Source organism: Reichenbachiella sp. 5M10 (assembly GCF_002742335.1).
GTDB lineage: Bacteria > Bacteroidota > Bacteroidia > Cytophagales > Cyclobacteriaceae > Reichenbachiella.
Genome location: NZ_MDGR01000007.1, coordinates 2,382,027 through 2,400,726 on the forward strand (window position 1 = coordinate 2,382,027; position 18,700 = coordinate 2,400,726).

Below are 18,700 nucleotides of genomic sequence, written 5' to 3' on the forward strand. Positions count from 1 at the left end.
AAACGAATGAACAGACTTAGAATACTTCTAGTAACCCTAGTCATATGTATGAGCTTGACAGCCGCTGCACAGCAGCGGCCTGTCTTTTCTACATACCCGTACAATGGTTTGTCACTCAACCCAGCCTATGCGGGTAGTTTGAACTTGTTTTCGGCCATCTTCACAAACCGAAACCAATGGGTAAATATCGATGGAGCTCCCGTGTATCAATCACTGACTGCTCACACGGTATTCAAGGAGAATCAAGTAGGTACGGGTATCAACGTGGTCCGTGACCAAGTCGGAGTGCATGAACAGTATAGTTTGTACGGGAGTTTTGCTTACAAAATCCGCATGCAGAAAGCCATCCTATCGATGGGCTTGCAAGCAGGATTTGACCAACGCACTTCCAACTTCAACGAACTGGATTGGTTTGACCAAAACGGTCCATATACTACAGCTTACGTCAAGGATTTCAATCCCAACTTCGGTGTAGGGCTGTATTATGCCAACCGAGATTACTTCATTGGCGCATCGATCCCTTATATTTTGGCTCCTTCGGTATTCAAGGAAGTGGATAATGTGACCTCCCAAGCCAAAGCTTCTCGTTACTACTACATCAATGCAGGATTCGTCAAGGACCTCAATCGTCACTTGAAGATCAATCCTTCGGTCCTCTTGAGGTTGCAAGACGATTCACCTTTTGCCTTTGATGTCAATGTCAACTTGATCATCAACGAGATTGTCTATGCAGGGGTCTCCTATCGATTCCAAGATTCATTTTCACTGATGACTCAACTGGTCCTCAACGAGAACTTCCGCATCGGATATGCCTATGATATCCCTACGAGTGATCTCTACGGTTACACGGCAGGTTCGCATGAGATCTTCCTCAACTACCGCATCAAACTCAAAACCAATCGCCGTGACGGGTTGTGCCCGGTGTACTTTTAAGTAGTAAGACGAGAAGCAAATAGCTGAACTCCGCTCAATCCCCTGCCCACGTCACCAGTCGTGGGTATTTTCGTGGGGTGACAAATATCGTGAACCTATCGTCTCCACCTACTGCACTGGCCAGATGCCCCATGATCAGTCGATCCGTCTTGTACCCCCTCCTCTTTTGGAGTCTCATTCTTCCTTTCTTCTTTAACTCAATTTGAATCGTTCCACCTTTTGAGTGAGCTGATTGACAATACCCAGTACGTTTTTGCTCTTGCTGGAATATTTCTCCATCCCCTCCGAGAGGGACTCAGCGGAGCTCGCAATCTGCTCCGTGCCTGCGGCCGTTTCTTCGGCAATCACCACGATGGACTGGATTGTCTCGACGATGCTTTCTATGTCACGGGTTTGCTGCTTGGTGGCTTTCGCTATGTTGAGGGATTTTGCCACTAGACAAGCCAAAAATTAGCGTTTCACATCAATCCTCACCCGAACCGACTTGCTGATCGGCGTGTGGCTTTTGTCAGCATATTGATCGTGAGGGATCAGTACATTGGTTTCTGGAAAGTAAGCGGCCAGATTGCCCTTAGGGATGTTGTAGGGGATGATGAGGAAGTTTTCTGCCTTGCGCTCAATGCCAGCGTATCTACTGACTAAGTCTACTCTATCAAACTTTTCTAATCCCATCATTTCAGCATCCTTGGCGTTGATCAGAACCACTCGGCGCTCGTTGTAGATGCCGCGGTAGCGATCGTCCATGCCATAGATCGTGGTATTGAACTGATCATGTGATCGGATCGTCATCAATAGAAACTCATCTGCGGCCAAGTCGTGCTGTGGCAGTCCACACACGGTGAACTGTGCCTTGCCTCCTGGCAATTTGGATTCGTCCCACACACGTGTGTGATTGGGCAGATCAAAACCTGCTTGCTGAGATCGCTTGGTGTAGTTGTCAAAACCGTCGAATACCTCTGATATTTTTTGACGCACCAGGTCGTAATCCGTACCTAGCTGCTGCCATGGAATCTTGGCATCCACCCCAAAATAGGCTTGCGCCATGCGCGCCACGATCTCGGGCTCACTCATGAGCTGATCCGAGGCTGGTGCCAATCTCCCATGTGATTGATGGACTCTTCCCATGCTGTTTTCTACCGTCACAAATCGGTCTTTCCCTGCTTTGTGGTCCTTCTCGGTACGTCCCAAAGTCGGCAATATCAACGCCGTCTTGCCTGTGATCAAATGGGTACGGTTGAGCTTGGTACTGATGGATACCGTCAAGTCGCATCGCTGCAAGGCCTCACCTGTATAGGCAGTATCAGATGCCGCCGATAGGAAGTTGCCCCCCAAGGCAATGAAGACCTTGGCACGCCCCTCGTGCATGGCTTGGATGGCATGCACCGTATCCAACCCTTCCTGATCAGGTGGGGTAAAGCCAAATACTCGTTCCAAGGAGGCATTGAGTTTGGGCGATACATGGTGCATGATGCCCACGGTGCGGTCTCCCTGTACGTTGCTATGTCCGCGGACGGGACAGGTGCCGCCTCCTTTGATGCCGAGGCTGCCTTTGAGCAGGAGTAGATTGACGCATTCTTTGATATTTTCTACCCCGTTTTTGTGTTGGGTAAGTCCCATCGCCCAGCAGATGATGATTCGTTTACGCTGAGCGAGCAGCTCCACGGTTTCGTTGATTTTCTCCTCAGAGATGCCGCATTGCGCCAAAAGCTGTGCTTCGTCTTGTCGCTTCAAATCTGCCAATAGCGCTTCTACTCCGTTTGTTTTTTGGTTGATGAATTCCCAATCAAAAACACCACTTTCACGCTCTTCTCGCTCGGCGAGTCGCTTCATGATGAGCTTGAGCAATGCCACATCCTGGTTGATTTTGACTTGTAGGTGAATGTCGGTGAGCTCAGTACCGCCCATGATGCCTTTGATCTCCTGCGGATTTTTGAAACGGATCAATCCTGCTTCTTCGAGCGGATTGATCGCAATGACTTTGCCGCCATGGCTTTTGCACTTCTCCAGCGCGGAGAGCATGCGCGGGTGATTGGTGCCCGGGTTTTGACCGATGACCATGACCACTTCTGCATCCCCAAAATCCTCCAATGTGACAGATCCTTTGCCAATCCCCAGTGTTTCGCCTAGAGCGACTCCACTCGACTCATGGCACATGTTGGAGCAGTCAGGCATGTTGTTGGTGCCAAAGGCGCGGATGAAGAGTCCATAGAGAAAGGCCGCTTCGTTGCTCGACCGACCCGAGGTATAAAAGATCGCTTCGTTAGGATCATCCAACGCCTGTAATTGCTTGCCAATCAGGGTGAATGCCTCTTCCCAAGAGATTTTTTCATAATGTTCGCTGCCTTCTCGCAGCACCATTGGGTGTGTGAGTCGGCCGCTTTTGCCAATCTTGTAGTCCGTCCAATGTGACATCTCGGTTACCGTATGCTCTGCGAAAAAGTCAGGCGTCACCCGATGGGTGGTGGCCTCTTCGGCAATGGCCTTGACGCCATTTTCACAATACTCCCCTAGCGAAGAGCGCTTCTTGGGATCAGGCCAGGCGCAGCCCGGGCAGTCAATGCCTTCCTCCTGATTGAGCTTGGATAGGGTGGTAAAGGAGCGAGTGAGTCCCATTTCCTTCATGGCGTGATCGAGGGCCACTTTCACGGCGGGGATGCCTGCGGCGTATTGCTGTGGAGCTGTCAGCCGGAGGTCACTGAGGTTTTTGGGTCCGATGATGGAGATGCTTTGTTTTTTGGTCATGATATTCTGTTTCCGCTTGTCAAGTTCTTTTTGCCTCACCGGCAGAGCCTTACTTTCTTCATTAAGGAAGAAAGTAAGCAAAGAAATCAAGGCTGTGAAGAAAATTATTAAAACTTACTCCCTTGTCGGGGAAATTATAAACTCGAAGCTCGTACTTCACTTCTCAAACAGTATAATTTTCTTTTCTTCCAAGGAATCCAGTTTCTTGACGCCTTTTCTTCAAGGCCAAACAATTTGTTAATCTTATCCTAAATCTGTCGATCAAAAAACAGCAATGTATCCACCAAATGCTCCTGCCAATATTCCCACTGGTGACCACCTTCAAATTCTTCATAGGTATGGGCAATGCCTGCCTTGTCCAGGTCGGCATGCAACTGGCGATTGTACTCGATCAGCAAGTCGCTGCTGCCACAGTCAAAGCGAAGTGGGGGCAGGTCATTTCGATTTTCCGCCATAGCGGTAAAGGCATCCTCATCGAGGCGTGAAGGCTGTCGATAGTGTTCAAGGGCTTCTTCCACAAACAGTTTCATCTGTCCGACCTCTGTGATGGAGCTGTGTGCCGAGATACCCGCGTATTGCTTCGCATGCTTGGCACCTACTCGCAAAGCGCCAAATCCACCCATCGACAACCCCGAGATGAACAGCGGTGATTGGTCAGAAGTCTGGGGGATCAGTTCTCGCACTGCAGCTGGCACATCCTCCGCGATCCATTTTTCAAAATCACAGCCATCGTGCGCCATATAGGCCGAGCCGTCGCCCCACAGTCCATCGGAGGGCATGGCCAGTACCATTGGGCGGATTTGGTTCTCGCGGATCAGTCGCTCGGCTGTCTGTGCTGCACCGCCCTTCATCGCCCAGATCCAAGCACTGCCGTACACGCCGTGCATCAACGTGACAATGGGTAGGTCATGGAGGTCTTCGCCCTCAGGGACAAAAACGCAGATATCGCCGCGCCCCTTTAGGTTCGGTGTCTTCACAGTGATGAAGCGTAGGCCTCCAATCTCAAACTGCGGATCGGATAGTTCGGTTGTTTTGAATTTACTCATCAGTCAAATACAATTACGCCTTTAGCATTGCGACCACCCAGCATGTCGTCGAAGGCCTGCTGCAGGTCATCGAGCGGATAGGTGCGGGTGATCATCTGATCGAGCATCAAGTCGCCCTTGTCATACAGACTCACCAATTTAGGAAAATCTATCTGCGGACGGCATTTTCCGTAAAGGGGATTGATGTAAATTTTGTCCCATTCGAAGAGCCGCATATCGATAGTTATTTCTTCTTCGATTCCACTGACCTGCACGGCAGTACCGGCATTGCGAATCATCGCCAGCGGTGCTGCGCCCAGCGCGGGTATAGCTGTACACTCAAAGGCATAGTCCGCCCCGCGTCCCTTGGTCATGGCTTTGACTTGTTCGGCGGCTTTCATCAGCCCTTTGTCTTCCTTATCAGCCAGTATCGTATGGGTTGCCCCAAAGGCCTTGGCCATTTCCAGTCGCTCAGGTTTGATATCGATCGCGATGATCATGGCTGCACCCGAGATGCGAGCCCCTTGGATGACGTTGAGACCTACCCCGCCAGTACCGAGTACCACAGCCGAACTGCCAGCAGAGAGTTTGGCGGAGTTGACGACCGAGCCGTAGCCCGTCATCACGCCGCAGCTGATAATACTCGCCGAGGGCATGGGCATGTCGCTGGACAGTTTCACACAGGCAGAGGCTTTGACCAACGTGTACTCTGAGAGCGTCCCGATGTTGAAGGAGCGCTCGATGGCTTTGTCATTCCACTTCGTGCCATCGAGGTGGGCGTGACCAGGCGTATAGCCATTGCCTCCGGCAGTCACAGGCGAGTTGTTTTCGCAGATGTGCTGGTTGCCCTCCTCGCACTGAAAGCATCGCATACAAGGTGTCGCCCAGTTGAGAATGACTTGGTCTCCGACTTGGAAATCGGCTACTTCACTTCCCAATTTCTCGATGATTCCTGCACCTTCGTGCCCCATGACAATGGGTTTGCCCCAGTTGAGGGAGTCATGATCGGTGTGGCAGAGTCCCGCTGCTTTCACTCTTATTAGTATTTCATCGGCTCGGGGATCAGCGACCGATACCGTATCGATGACGAAACTCCCGTCTCCCTTGGCTATTGCCGCTTTGGATTGAATGGCCATATCTCTTACTTCCTTATTGACTTAAATAGTACAGAATACAAATATGACGAGAATCAGAGTCGCTCTAGTTGCTTATTTTGATTGAAAAATATGCTATTTTGTAATCAAAATATTCAAATGAATTCAATACATAAGGAAATAGAATACAAATGAAAGCCGTACTAGAGCAAGTAGCCATTGCCGAACAGGACAGTATTCGTGCCTTTCGCTATTCCAAAAAGGTTTTTGATGCGCCTTGGCATTTTCATCCCGAGTATGAATTGACCCTCATCCTCCGAAGTGCTGGCATCCGCTACGTGGGCAACAATATTTCAGATTTCAACGAAGGTGATTTGGTGCTGCTGGGCAGTAACCTGCCGCATTGTTGGAAAAATATCGATGATAAAACCGGCCCTAGCGAATCGCTGGTGATCCAGTGGCGCCAGGAGATCATCAGCCATCTGCCGATTTTCGACCAAATCCATGAACTGATGCATCGTGCGCAGAGAGGCTTGTTCATTCACCCCAAAGATCGGTCTGAGATCGCTAGTCGTATGCATGCCTTGACAGACTGTACGGGGGTTGAGCAATATCTTGGTTTTGTGGAGCTTCTGGACTACATCGCACGCCATGCGCACTACGACTATATCGCTGGCGCCTCCTATTCGTACGACGGTACCAGCGCCACTACGAACCGCCTCGAAGTGGTGCAATCCTACGTCAAAACACACTTCAAGGAGAAAATCAAATTGGCCGATATTGCCGATAAGCTAAGCATGAGTGAGCAGTCCTTTTCGCGTTTTTTCAGCAAGACGATGAACAAGCCCTTCTTCGTCTTTCTCAACGAATACCGGGTGAATATCTCCAGCCGACTCATCCTGGAGACCGACCTACAGATGGCAGAGATCGCCTACCAATGCGGCTATGAAAGCCTGCCTTTCTTCTACAAGCAGTTCAAAAAATTCAAAGGCTACACGCCACTGGAGTTTAGGAAGATGTATCGGAGGATTTGAAATTGTATGTTCGTAGATTGGTCTTAAGGAGATAATTTCACTATTTCATACTTAAGCAGTGGGATATGTCAGACAAGTACTTTTTCGTCTGTTCCGTCATATATAAGTTTTTTTGTCGAGTCAATAGAAGAACGCAGAATGGGATTTGTCAAAGACTCGTTGGTAAGCAAATCAACTTTACGTTGAAAGAAAACTTCTAGCGAATCCCACAGAGACATCAGCGCCTCACCTTTTTCAATTGGGTCATTTGCGTCAACCTCTACCAATAGGTCAATATCACTCGTTTCGTTGTTAAACTTGTCTGTAATGGATGAACCAAAAGCATAAAGTGATTTAACCCCATATTGCTGGCAAATGGATTTAAAAATATCGTGGTTGCTCAATATTACTTCTTCAAGCCTCATGTATCAAAGATACTGAAAAATTCAAACATGCGTACAAATCAACCACGCACTGATTTTAGCAGCTACTTTTTGATTTATACACTATTTGAACAAAATAATATCGATTAACTAAATTGCATCAACACAATAGCATATAAATACATCAAAATAAAGGAAGATTAATCAGGTGCCACTCGCGTAATTTGCTAGTAAGATAGAAGGTGTCTAGAAGGCATCGATCTACACAACTGAGTAAACAAGAGCTGACATGAAAAAAAGCGCACTGCCCGATCCATTCGCACAAGCCCGAGAAGCCAAAGGCTATGGCACAGTAGAGGATCAAAACGATCCCGTCACCATGCTACTCCGCCTCAAAGACGTCCGTAAGACAGCCAAAGACACGAAGACATTTCAGTCTGGTGCTGCTCCGGGGCGTATCGTGGTGCCGTCGGAGGTAAGCATACGCGATACCCGACAGATTCCTTTCGAGGTAGATCCACCGATGCACGGTGAGTACCGGGCTTTGTTGGAAGACTGGTTCAAGCGACCCGAGCAGCCAGATTATCGCGAGTGTTTGGAAGAGATCATCACTGAATTGGTAGACGAAGCGCTGCAAACGGACAGCCTCGAGGTGATGGAGCAATTTGCACTGAAGCTACAGTCACGTGCGCTGACACTGCTACTCAACATCCCGTACGAAGAATCCGAAACCTGGATTGGTTGGGGGATGCATGTATTCAGAAGTGAAGAATCTGCGCTAGACGGAGACAAGGCGGCCATTCTCTACGACTACATCGATGCGCAAATCGACAAGGCCATCGAGCACCCGGGAGATGACCTCTACTCAGTGCTGCTAGATTCCGAAATTGAAGGCCGCAAGCTGACCAAAGAGGAAGTCAAAGGTGTGATGATCCTGACCTTTGCGGGTGGCAGAGACACCGTCATCAATGCGGTGACCAACTCCATTGCCTACTTCGCAGAGCATCCCGAATCACTCACCCGACTGGACAATGAGCCTGAGATCACTGCTCACGCCGTGGAGGAACTCGTGCGCTACTTCTCTCCACTCACCCACATGGGTCGAGTGGTGACCGAAGACACCCAGGTCTGCGAACATGCCGCCAAAGCAGATACTAGAGTGTCGCTTTGCTGGGCTTCCGCCAATAGAGATGCCTCGACGTTTGAAAACCCCAACGAAATAGTCATCGATCGCAAAATGAATCCTCATGTAGGCTTTGGTTTTGGGATACACAAATGCCTAGGCGCTACCCACGCCCGTCAGGTATTGAGAGTTTTACTCGGTGTGCTTGCGCAAAAAGTGAAATCCATCGACATCCTAGAGCAAAAGGACAATATCGAGGACTGGGGCGAATTCCAACGAAAAGTGGGGTACGACAGTATTCAGGTAAAATTTCATGGAAAGGACTAACCTTCCTTAGCCAAAGGTATAATCCTATCCTCCTCAGGAGGGGGATAGGGGGAGGAAGTTCAATCAACATTAAAAAATACAACAATGGCAAAAATTACATTTATCACTAGCGATAACGAAACGATCGTAGCAGAAGCCAACAGCGGCTCTGTGATGGAGCTGGCCAAGGATAACAACGTCAACGGCATAGACGGAGACTGTGGGGGCGTTTGCTCCTGTGCGACCTGTCATGTGCATGTAGCGGCAGGGGATTTTGACAAAGTAGGAGCTCCCGGAGAGATCGAGGCAGACATGCTGGAGCTCGAAGACAACTACAACGAGCACAGTCGCCTCTGCTGTCAGATCGACATCAGCGATGCGATCGACGGAGTGACGCTCCATGTAGTGAATTAAAATTTATATCAACATAACAACCCTCCAAGGGTTCTAAACCCTTGGAGGGTTCGTCTCTCAAACTATGTCTACAAAAGATAAAACCTGTCTCGTGATCGGGGCGAGCCATGCGGGCGTCAACTTTGCCTTTGCGCTGCGCAAAGAAGGCTGGGAAGGCCGTATCGTGCTTTTCGACAAAGACCCTGTACTGCCCTATCACCGCCCACCGCTCTCCAAGGCCTACTTGACCAGCGACGATCCCATCGAAAAGCACTCACTCAAGTCAGCGGAAAGCTACGAAAAAGAGCATATCGAACTATGCCTGGGTGTAGGCATCATCTCCATCAACCGTGACACCAAAACCATCACACCGGATACTGGTGAAACCCAGGTGTACGATCAGCTGGTTTTGGCGACAGGAGCACGTCCCCTCATGCCCCCGATCCCCGGCATGGACACAGCACATCAGCTCTATCCGTTAAGAACGGCCCATGATGTGCAGCAAATCAAAGCAGCACTGGGCGACGGTAAGGGCAAACGTGCAGTGATCATCGGCGGTGGGTACATCGGTCTGGAGATCGCTGCATCGATGAAGAAACTGGGCGCTGAGGTCACCGTACTCGAGCGCGAAGCGCGCGTACTGGCACGTGTGACGGCACCTGAGATGTCCGCATTCTTTCAGCAATTGCATGCGGAGCAGGATGTGAATGTACTGACGAATAAAAATGTGGTATCCATCGCAAAAGCTGACGAAAGCAACATCGTACATTGCTCAGATGGCAGTCAATACCCAGCAGACCTGATCGTGGTAGGGGTTGGCATTCGTGTCAATCTGGAGCTGGCCAAGGATGCGGGGTTGGAGATTGAAAACGGCATCAAAGTCAACGCGCAGACACAGACCAGTGATCCTGCCATTTACGCAATAGGCGATTGTAGCTTTCACCACAATCCGCTTTACGACCGTTGGGTGCGTCTGGAGTCGGTACAAAATGCTGTGGATCAGGCCAAAGTAGCCGCTGCAGTGATCGCTGGCAAGCAGGCAAGCTACAACAGTCTCCCGTGGTTTTGGTCGGATCAGTTTGATGTCAAACTACAAATGGTAGGATTGTCCGAAGGGTACGACGAGCTTTTGATCCGTGAGGAAGAAGGTGAACGCAAGTTCTCTGCCTGGTACTTTCGTGGCGATCAGCTACTGGCTGTCGATGCGATCAACAACGCCAAAGCGTATGTGATCGGTACGAAGTTTATCAAGGAAGGCGTAAAAGTCGACAAACAAAAACTCGTAGAGCTATCAACCGACTTGAAACCAGTCCATCTGCTCGCTCCATCGTAAACAGAAACACACTTTGTTTGTACTAAAAAACCAAGAGGCATCACACCTCTTGGCCTAAAGATACATGAGCAAATTCGTGTTATCTTCTCACATTGATTTTCATCGTCTGTATTTGTCCTTGAGCATACAGCCTTGTGACATAAATCCCTGCTTCTAGGTGTCTCACATCCAATACATAGTCCTCGGATGCATGAACCATACCCCTGATGACTTTTTTGCCACGCATATCATATACTGACACCTGATAGGCCTCCTCTGTCAACCCCGCAAATCGTACTTGTGTACTCGCCGGCACAGGATAAGTCACGATAGACTCGGAGGACAACTTTTCATCCACCTCGGTTCGGGTGCGTGACGATGGGTTGCCAACACGTGTCAAGGTGATGTGATCCAAATTCCACTGCCAATCTGCTGCTCCTGCAGTCAATCGGATCGTATGATTCCCTGCAGTGAAGTTGGCGGTCTGAGTGGCAGATTGGCTTTGATAAGTCCCCCATCCACCCGTACTGACAAAGTTGGTACTGAAATAGTAGGTCCCAGACACCGCAAAATCTACCGATGTACCAGACAATGGAGTCGCATAGTTGTACACTACTTCGTAAGCCCCTGCTTCGGGGATCGATACCACATAGTCCATGTAGTCTCCTCCGTTGACGAAGTTAATGATCGTACCTGATGTATTGGCTCCTAAACCTGGGCCTCCAGACGAAGCGTCGTTGTAGGTTCCTCCTGTCGTGGTGAAATTTTCGGCTTGCACGACAACAGACACATCGCTACCTGTGCCTCCTCCGCTCGAAATGACTTTGGTCAAGATCACCTTGTCTAGATTCCATTGCCATGCATTCGTTCCAGAAGCTTCGATACGTACGGTATGGCTACCCGCTGTAAGCGACACATTTTGTGATGCACTGAGTGTTGCAAAACCACCCCAAGACCCATTGTTGGGAACATTGTCGGTCGATACCGTTTGCCCGTCTACTTTGATGCGTACTTGTGCATTGTCCGAAGGCGTGGCGATGCTGTATTTGATCTCAAACTCCCCTGCTTCCGTTGCATTGATGGCATATTCGGCCCAGTCACCCGTATTGACATAATTGACGATCGTACCCGCATTGTTGAATCCATAGGGAACCAAGCCGTCGCTGTATGTCCCGCCTGTGCTGCCAAAACTCTCCGCCTCGATGATGATCTCAGTCCCACCTGTAGACGTTCCGCCTCCAGTGCTACCTCCTCCTGTATCGCCTGTAGCTACTGGCTTGTACACACGAATCCAATCCACTTTCATCTGATTTTTAGTAGCATCGTTGAGTTCAGCATCTCCAGGTGTACGTCCAGCTGCCACATGCCAGTCCTGTGATTCGACATTGATGATGATGTCTAGTTCTTTGGTGAATCCCACTCCGCCCTGAAAATTGTACGGGTCGATCACGCTGACGCTCGATGTATTGCTGGCATTTTGCAAAGTCGCAAACGTGAAATTTGCGCTGGTCGCAAAGGCATTTTCGGTCTGATAGCCATCACTATCAAAATCCAACTGACCATTGGTCATGCTAGGATAGGTATAGTACCACGTGTTTCCATTCTTGGTGGCACATGCCTTGTCGTACAGTACCCGCACCAGTTCTCCGTCGACGTAGTATTCAAAATGCTTGGGACCGATCCAGTTCACACCGATTCTTACATACTTTCGGTTGCCGTTGTTCCAACAATAATCCCCCCAAGAAGTCGTGATGTCGCTGCGTGTCCACCAGCTGTTGTGTCCTCGGGGTTGGTAGTCCTGAAACGGATTTCTCACGAAAGAGTGATGACTCAAGTGGATGTCCTTGGCAAAAAAAGCATTGCCATTGTCTGCCCCACCGTAGCACTCGATCATGTCGATTTCCTGCGTATCGTCTGGGCTCAACAACCACACGTCAGATGCCAAGGAAATATTGGCTACACTCACTGCTGCTTCGATGAACACGGGATATTTCACTTTGTTGTTGGAAGTGATACAGCCCGAATTGATGCCTGGCACCCCCATTTTGGAAGTGCTCGGATTTCTCGAAGCACGAATCACCAAGTTGTCACCGTCCACCGCGGTGTGATTGTACTGCCAGTAGGTTGATCCAGGGCCATTCCAAGAATTGTGGTAAAAATTGTACCACTTGTTGTTGCCAAAATTGGACAGTTGGTTGGTCGCATTGAAGGTATAATTGAAATCATCTGAAGGTGCCGTTTGTAGCTGCCATTCTTTTCCTGATCCTGCATTGGCAGGGATAGCCACTCCGCTCCATTCCTGGCATACGGCCACAAAACAGACCATGTTGGCCAATACGCTGTATAGTACTTTTTTCATCATGCTTGTAGTATTTTATAGAATAAAGGGGAAGCTGTTTGCAAAGACAGCCTCCCCCTTTGTTTATTGTATTTTCACTTTTACTTTTTCATCCACTCCTTCTCCCTTTACTCGCAAGAGGTAAAGACCAGACTGAAGTGAGGCTACATTGACCTGATGGTTGTAACCAAAATCGATTTGCTGATCCATCACCACTCCACCAGTCAAGTTGTACAACACGACTTGATAGTGCCCAGGCGTCAATCCCTTCAGGTTGAGTTGATCGGCCGCTGGATTTGGATAAACCTGTAGCGCCAAAGACTCTTGCTGTGAAGTCAGCTTTGACGCAATAGTTCTAGCACTTGCTCCGCCTTTGGACAAGATGAAGCGGTCCATGTTCCATTCCCAGCCATGGGTACCGGCTCCTTTGAGGCGAATCGTATGTGATCCTGCACTCAGATGAATCGTCCCCCCTGCTACGACAGAGGCAAATGCATCCCAATTGCCATTGCTAGGCACAGCATCGGTACGCTGAGCTACCCCGTCCACTGACAGCTCTACCGCTGCGCCGTTGACAGTCGTCCCCATGAAATACTCGACATTGTAATCTCCAGTCTCGGGGATATTGACATTGTAATCTGCCCAATCACCCGTCTGGTTGTAGTTGATGGCCATCACGCTCCCGACAGTATAGGTCAAGAAGCCAGAGTATGTCCCTCCTGTCGTTGCAAAATCCTCGGCCTGGATGGTCAAGGAAACAGGGTTTCCTCCTCCAGTACCTGGCAACTCTCCGACTTTCGTCAAAGTAATTTTATCCAGGTTCCACTGCCAAGCATTGGTTCCCGAGGCTGTGATTCGCACGGTATGTACACCTGCTGTCAGTGTAGCATTGTTGGACGCAGTGAGTCCCTGATAGCTATCCCACTGCCCATTGTTGGCGACATTGTCTGTCGAGACATTGTCGCCATCTATGGCTATCTGAATCTGCGCATTGGTCATAGGAGTAGAGATTTGGTACACGATACTGTACACTCCAGCCTCCCCTACATTGATGCTATACTCTGCCCAATCGCCTGCATTCACATAGTTGATACCCAACCCTGTCGCTTGATTCACACCATTGGGCACATGACCGTCGTTGTACGTGCCTCCAGTGCTGGCAAACGACTCTGCTTCGATCACGATCGTAGTACCCGATGGCGTACCCGCAGAAACGGTCACAGCAGTAGTGGCTGTTTTGTTTCCATCCACAGTAGTCACTGTAACGGTCGCATTCCCTACTCCCACAGCTGACACCAACCCGTTGGCATTGACAGTAGCTACGTTGGTATTGCTTGATACCCAAGAAACAGCCTTGTTGCTCGCATTGGCAGGACTCACCGTCTCGGACAAGTCCGTACTCTGCCCGACATTGAGAGAAAGTGAGGTAGGCGAAACAGATACTCCCGTGACTGCAATCGTCTGACTAAAAGTATTTACCGTCACTTGACTTGTTGCGATCTTGGCACCATCGACGGTAGTCACCGTGATGGTGGCCGTCCCGTTGGCTACTGCAGTGACCACACCGTTGGCATTGACAGTAGCGACGTTGCTGTTGCTAGATGACCAATTTACCGATTTGTTGGTGGCGTTGGTCGGTGCGACCGTGGCAGTAAGTGCCTGCGTAGCTCCCACACTCGTCAGGGTAACCTGAGTCGGAGATACACTGACTCCCGTCACAGCGACAGACGGACCTGGGTCTGTACCGATCGTACGACCAGGGGCAGTTGTGAATTCCCACGTAGAGAGGTTCACGACGCACACTTCTCCCGAATGATGAAAATCCACATCGATTTGGTTGTTGGCTTGAAGCAAATTGACTGGAACGGGAATTTCCAAAGTACCAAACCATCGGCTTCTGTTTTGGCTCCCTCCTCTCCAATCAAGTGGCGCTTCTACTGCCACCCCGTTGACTCTAAGTTCATCGATCGATAAGAAGCCCACTTGGTCATCCTCAGCGTCAAACAAATTGACCGTGATGCGTAGCATGGCTTCTGCCTTGCTGGCATCCTGAGGTACTGCTACATCGTTGACATAGAACGTATTCATACCCGACTGGATATCTACTCGCTCGTTGCTGCTGACTGCTTCTCCGTAGAACTTCTTCTCCACAGACTGTTGGTTGATTGTGACGTTGTTGGCATACGTGTATTTCAATATCATGGTACCATCAGCCGCCAATTGTACAGCGGAAGGAGCCGAACTGGCATTGGTATCATCCAGCTTCACTGTGCTAGTTCCTTGCAGATACAAGTGCTTGGTGTTGACATTTTGAAGAGTCGGTCTGTTGCCAAACATATTCAAGTTGATGCTCTTCGCTACACCTTCGAGGTTGTTGAGGATGAGATACATGTCTCTGCCATCGATATAAGAATCCACCTGAATATCAGGATCACTTGACTTGGTGTCCACTCTTGTTCCTTTGACTTCTGCCCATAGCTCAAACCACTTGATGTAGTCACTCCACTCCCAGTTGCCGTCATGGTCATCATCTCGCATCATCTTGTACTGGTAGACATACTCTGGCGTACCATCACCGTTTTGATCTACATCTCCCCATTGGGCTTTGATAGGAGTAAAAGGCATCGTCTTTTCGATGTAATCTGGTCGCTCCAGAAACTGCATCATCATGGCGTTGAAGGGCTTCAAGCTCTCCCAGTCATATCTCGCATCATGAGGGAGGTAAGTCCATGCACCCTGTACCGCTCCATATTCGGAGATGACCAAAGGCTTGCGGTTGTTCACTCCATTTTTTGTAACATCATACCACTCGATCATCTCCAGCATAGCTTCTACATGACCTCCAGAACGTGTCGCTCCACCACTTGATCCATAGGTCGGCCAATCGTACATATGAACAGAGTAAAAATCCATGTTGTCCCCCGCATTGTCCATGAAGCCTTTCCAAAGGACATCCCATTGTGTCCAAGGACCCGTTTGATTGAGGTAAGCAGACTCTGTTTGCTCACGAGCATAGGCCTTGGCGATTTCATCACCAGGAGTATTGCCGTAGTAGGCATCCGAATACCCTACCGTACGTGACCGGTGTAGATCATCGGCGAAGAAGTCATGGAGTCCCCAAGTCATCCCGCCAATTTTAGGAGCCCGATTGCCGAGTCGGTTTCGTACTCCCTCTGCGACGAGATTGTGATACTCCCAGATATCCTCCCAGCTCGTCACCATGAAAGCACCAGTATTCATGAGCATATCAGGCTCATTGATCACTTCCCAATACTCTGGCATCAACTCACCCTCTGAGGCCAGATCATCTACAAAAAACTCATCCAAATACTGAGTCACCCAGTCGGCAGACGTCTCGATATCCTGAGGCAGCCAAGCGTATCCATTGGCTCTACCCCACTCAGATCCACACATGTGCCAGTACGACAAGGTCGGATAGGTCGGGTGCGGATTGGTTCCACAGATCTTTCCTGTAGATCGGTTTTCGTACTGTTTGGTACCATTAGTTTCTATGATGTTTTCGTACTCTTCTAGCCACCAACCTGCAAAACTCGACAAACTATCCGGGTCATGATGGCTCCTGTTGTCGGGGTCTTCGGCAGAATACTGAAACTTCCAAGTAGAGGAACCGTTGTCCCTACCGAGGTAGACATCCAGGTCATTGAGAAGGTATTCCATTTTTTCTTCTTCCCCCGCCCAGTCACTCTCTGACAATGCTGCGTGCAATGTAATATGGCGTTCTCGCCCAAAATCAGAGACACCACCTACTTCATGTTTGATGTTGACGTTGACATCTACTTCAACGTTTTGAGCAGACAACTGCTCCAGTATAGGTATTGTAAGTAGAAGAAGCGCACACTTCTTCCAGTATGAATATTTCATGTTTAGTCATTTAGTTTTTATAATCATTTTTCATGCAACAGGCTACCCAAAAGGGCATACCAGTGATAGCTAGGAACAGGATGTTCCTATGTGTGCAAACCAACCCACATTTTATTTGGACTTTAGGGGACAGATGGTCTTTGACTACTTCAAGAGATTAAAGCAGAAAGTGTGCGTGAGTAATTATAGAATCATAGATATTCGCGGTTTAGAAGTTACAGTTAATTTCTAGACATAGGTCTACCAATGATTTTGATTTTCCGGTCATTACTTGGTGGGCCTTATGTTTTTTACAGATTAGTGAAAAGAGAGACGCATGATTCAAAGTCTCCTGATAGCCCGTGTCCAAAGGACACCATAGGGCATACGGTATGAGGGGTACAGTCATGTTAGTCTTTCTCAAAATAATCAAAGTCAAATTGATCTATCTCTGCCCCATTTCCTAACAAACACACTAGACAAAAACTGAATAGCTACAACTGGACAACAAGAATATGACACGACAGATTTGCTACTTGGACTTTTTCGAATCAGATCAAAATCATGGCTATACGCTAAAAAAAGACAACTTGTAGCAAGTACATCCATATCGCTCTGACCGACAGACAACTAGACACATAAGTCATTTTATTAAATATAAATATTCCATCTATATATTTAATAATTCATAGAATCAAGGAATCCAGTAGGTGATAAACAACAATATATAAAACTAAAACTAGGCTAGTTGTCTAATTGGGGTGAGTTGCTCGCGTCTGTATTTATGATCCTGAGACCAATCTCGGTTTTTCATGTTCCGAATGCCACTCGTGAATTGCCTCTTCGTCTATACCCGTCTGCCATACGTACACGACCTGAAGTGCAGGTAGTCTGCGCAAGTGATCCATACTACTCACCGTGACTCCCGTACCATACAGATTGAGTTTTTCCAAAACAGGGAGCCCTGAGAGTTGTTTTATTCCTGCATCAGTGATTGCATTGTTACTCAATTTTAAACTTCGCAAATTCGGGTACCCCGCAAAGTGCACCAAATATTCATCGCTGAGTCCACTGTCGTCCATAGCCAGCCAAATGACATGCTCCCTGACCTTATCGAGTGCATCGAGATAGCGCATGATATCAGAAGGGTTGGCTTTGCCAGACGGCAAAGTCACATCTAGCGCATAACTACCAGCCGCCAGTTCGCGCACCTCAAATCCCATCAAGCGCAGTTGCTCCAAGTCCTTGGGCGCAATGGAATCCAACGCCAACATTTGTTCTCCATCACCCGATAAGCCCAGGTAGTGACTGGCAGCCGTCATCACCTCCTCGGGTACTTCCACCTGAGAAAGCAGGGTGTCGAAGTTGGCTCCTGCCCCATCGATCCAAAATTTAATCAATAACTGTTGCTCCTCGGTCAAGGGCTCTTTGCCCTCTGGCGGCATGATGTCGTCATGACCCGCAGGCAGACTGATCCGCTTGAAAAGTTCACTGGCTGAGGCATCGCCCGCCACGATCAGATGACCGCTTTCTCCGCCTTTCAGGTATTCCTCTATGGAGGAAAAAGAAAGTTTGCCCTTCTGCTTTTCACTGCTGTGGCAACTCATGCAACGATCCCGCATGATTGGGTGTATTACATCACCAAAGAGCTGCGCTTGTTGGATGTCGGTCACCTTCGGCCTGGCCAGTGGATCTACTGGCTTAGGGATGAAAGGCGCATATTTGGTCAGATAGTCCGAGCCGTGGGTCATGTTTCCGCCCAGATGCCCGGTGGCACTCATGGCGATCATCATCACCGCCAGCAGGCCGAGGTAGAGCTGAGTCTGCACTTTGGTAAAATCCACCCAACGCGTCTTGAGCAACAGTGCCGCTGCAGCAACCACCGTAGTGATGATCCCCGCCCACATGTGTGCGTCGAGCATATCGGGTGCATAGTCGCCGCTCGTGCCGAGCATGTAGCCCAGCACACTGGCCGCTACCGCACTGGCTACCCCGAGCAGCAATGAGAATATAATGGCGGGGCGAACGTTGGTCAGCCAGCCGAGTCGCTCGGCGACCTCCATCAGTGCTCCGATCATCAAAAAACCAATCGGCAGGTGTACGATCAGCGGGTGAAACCGCCCGAAAAAGAGTATTAAGTTTGATTCTTCCATTGTTCTTTATGCTATGCTTACTTC

General features: G+C 49.1%; 14 protein-coding genes. 5 read left to right on the forward strand and 9 right to left on the reverse strand.

Translation table 11 applies throughout. The features are described 5' to 3' along the window. Positions 1-6 precede the first annotated feature (6 nt). The gene (locus BFP72_RS09580; RefSeq protein ID WP_099598929.1) at positions 7-933 is read left to right on the forward strand and encodes a type IX secretion system membrane protein PorP/SprF; all 927 of its coding nucleotides are present in this window, start codon (positions 7-9) and stop codon (positions 931-933) included. A 34-nt stretch (positions 934-967) separates the two neighbouring features. Here BFP72_RS09580 and BFP72_RS19200 read toward each other — a convergent pair whose 3' ends face one another. The 5 genes from BFP72_RS19200 to BFP72_RS09600 form a co-directional block, all read right to left on the reverse strand. Further along, the gene (locus BFP72_RS19200; protein ID WP_158233360.1) at positions 968-1,111 is read right to left on the reverse strand and encodes a hypothetical protein; all 144 of its coding nucleotides are present in this window, start codon (positions 1,109-1,111) and stop codon (positions 968-970) included. Between the two features lie 14 nt (positions 1,112-1,125). After that, positions 1,126-1,380, reverse strand: a complete 255-nt coding sequence (locus tag BFP72_RS09585) for a hypothetical protein (protein WP_221406500.1) — start codon at positions 1,378-1,380, stop codon at positions 1,126-1,128. 3 nt (positions 1,381-1,383) lie between these two features. Beyond that, positions 1,384-3,675, reverse strand: a complete 2,292-nt coding sequence (locus BFP72_RS09590) for an FdhF/YdeP family oxidoreductase (RefSeq protein ID WP_099598931.1) — start codon at positions 3,673-3,675, stop codon at positions 1,384-1,386. Between the two features lie 248 nt (positions 3,676-3,923). After that, positions 3,924-4,721, reverse strand: a complete 798-nt coding sequence (locus BFP72_RS09595; protein WP_099598932.1) for an alpha/beta hydrolase family protein — start codon at positions 4,719-4,721, stop codon at positions 3,924-3,926. Further along, complete coding sequence (locus BFP72_RS09600; protein ID WP_099598933.1) at positions 4,721-5,836, reverse strand: Zn-dependent alcohol dehydrogenase; 1,116 nt, start codon at positions 5,834-5,836, stop codon at positions 4,721-4,723. The genes BFP72_RS09595 and BFP72_RS09600 overlap by 1 nt, the downstream gene beginning before the upstream one ends. Positions 5,837-5,985: 149 nt before the next feature. Between BFP72_RS09600 and BFP72_RS09605 the strand changes: the two genes are divergently transcribed. After that, positions 5,986-6,828: an AraC family transcriptional regulator gene (locus tag BFP72_RS09605; RefSeq protein ID WP_099598934.1), complete on the forward strand. Its 843-nt coding sequence runs from the start codon at positions 5,986-5,988 to the stop codon at positions 6,826-6,828. Between the two features lie 68 nt (positions 6,829-6,896). Here BFP72_RS09605 and BFP72_RS09610 read toward each other — a convergent pair whose 3' ends face one another. Further along, positions 6,897-7,232 (reverse strand): nucleotidyltransferase family protein, encoded by a 336-nt coding sequence (locus tag BFP72_RS09610; protein ID WP_099598935.1) that lies wholly within the window; start codon positions 7,230-7,232, stop codon positions 6,897-6,899. A gap of 247 nt (positions 7,233-7,479) precedes the next feature. Here BFP72_RS09610 and BFP72_RS09615 point away from each other — a divergent pair, with 247 nt between their 5' ends. The 3 genes from BFP72_RS09615 (at position 7,480) to BFP72_RS09625 (ending at position 10,345) form a co-directional block, all read left to right on the forward strand. Continuing rightward, positions 7,480-8,640, forward strand: coding sequence for a cytochrome P450 (locus tag BFP72_RS09615; RefSeq protein ID WP_099598936.1), 1,161 nt, complete (start codon positions 7,480-7,482; stop codon positions 8,638-8,640). Between the two features lie 84 nt (positions 8,641-8,724). After that, positions 8,725-9,033 (forward strand): 2Fe-2S iron-sulfur cluster-binding protein, encoded by a 309-nt coding sequence (locus tag BFP72_RS09620; RefSeq protein ID WP_073124382.1) that lies wholly within the window; start codon positions 8,725-8,727, stop codon positions 9,031-9,033. A gap of 64 nt (positions 9,034-9,097) precedes the next feature. Beyond that, positions 9,098-10,345 carry an NAD(P)/FAD-dependent oxidoreductase gene (locus BFP72_RS09625; protein ID WP_099598937.1) on the forward strand — a complete coding sequence of 416 codons (1,248 nt, stop codon included), beginning with the start codon at positions 9,098-9,100 and terminating at the stop codon, positions 10,343-10,345. Positions 10,346-10,424: 79 nt separating this feature from the next. Here the strand turns inward: BFP72_RS09625 and BFP72_RS09630 are convergent, their stop codons facing one another. The 3 genes from BFP72_RS09630 to BFP72_RS09640 all read right to left on the reverse strand — a co-directional run bounded on the left by BFP72_RS09630 (position 10,425) and on the right by BFP72_RS09640 (position 18,676). Then, positions 10,425-12,686, reverse strand: a complete 2,262-nt coding sequence (locus BFP72_RS09630) for a carbohydrate-binding protein (protein ID WP_143520014.1) — start codon at positions 12,684-12,686, stop codon at positions 10,425-10,427. Between the two features lie 60 nt (positions 12,687-12,746). Next, positions 12,747-16,544: an Ig-like domain-containing protein gene (locus tag BFP72_RS09635; protein ID WP_143520015.1), complete on the reverse strand. Its 3,798-nt coding sequence runs from the start codon at positions 16,542-16,544 to the stop codon at positions 12,747-12,749. 761 nt (positions 16,545-17,305) lie between these two features. Continuing rightward, complete coding sequence (locus BFP72_RS09640; protein WP_099598940.1) at positions 17,306-18,676, reverse strand: c-type cytochrome domain-containing protein; 1,371 nt, start codon at positions 18,674-18,676, stop codon at positions 17,306-17,308. Between the last annotated feature and the right edge of the window lie 24 nt (positions 18,677-18,700).

Bases quoted from the DNA above. Each gene is read 5' to 3' on its own strand.
- BFP72_RS09580 (WP_099598929.1), top strand. From the start codon at position 7: ATGAACAGACTTAGAATACTTCTAGTAACCCTAGTCATATGTATGAGC.
- BFP72_RS19200 (WP_158233360.1), bottom strand. From the start codon at position 1,111: ATGAGACTCCAAAAGAGGAGGGGGTACAAGACGGATCGACTGATCATG.
- BFP72_RS09590 (WP_099598931.1), bottom strand. From the start codon at position 3,675: ATGACCAAAAAACAAAGCATCTCCATCATCGGACCCAAAAACCTCAGT.
- BFP72_RS09595 (WP_099598932.1), bottom strand. From the start codon at position 4,721: ATGAGTAAATTCAAAACAACCGAACTATCCGATCCGCAGTTTGAGATT.
- BFP72_RS09600 (WP_099598933.1), bottom strand. From the start codon at position 5,836: ATGGCCATTCAATCCAAAGCGGCAATAGCCAAGGGAGACGGGAGTTTC.
- BFP72_RS09605 (WP_099598934.1), top strand. From the start codon at position 5,986: ATGAAAGCCGTACTAGAGCAAGTAGCCATTGCCGAACAGGACAGTATT.
- BFP72_RS09610 (WP_099598935.1), bottom strand. From the start codon at position 7,232: ATGAGGCTTGAAGAAGTAATATTGAGCAACCACGATATTTTTAAATCC.
- BFP72_RS09615 (WP_099598936.1), top strand. From the start codon at position 7,480: ATGAAAAAAAGCGCACTGCCCGATCCATTCGCACAAGCCCGAGAAGCC.
- BFP72_RS09620 (WP_073124382.1), top strand. From the start codon at position 8,725: ATGGCAAAAATTACATTTATCACTAGCGATAACGAAACGATCGTAGCA.
- BFP72_RS09625 (WP_099598937.1), top strand. From the start codon at position 9,098: ATGTCTACAAAAGATAAAACCTGTCTCGTGATCGGGGCGAGCCATGCG.
- BFP72_RS09630 (WP_143520014.1), bottom strand. From the start codon at position 12,686: ATGATGAAAAAAGTACTATACAGCGTATTGGCCAACATGGTCTGTTTT.
- BFP72_RS09635 (WP_143520015.1), bottom strand. From the start codon at position 16,544: ATGAAATATTCATACTGGAAGAAGTGTGCGCTTCTTCTACTTACAATA.
- BFP72_RS09640 (WP_099598940.1), bottom strand. From the start codon at position 18,676: ATGGAAGAATCAAACTTAATACTCTTTTTCGGGCGGTTTCACCCGCTG.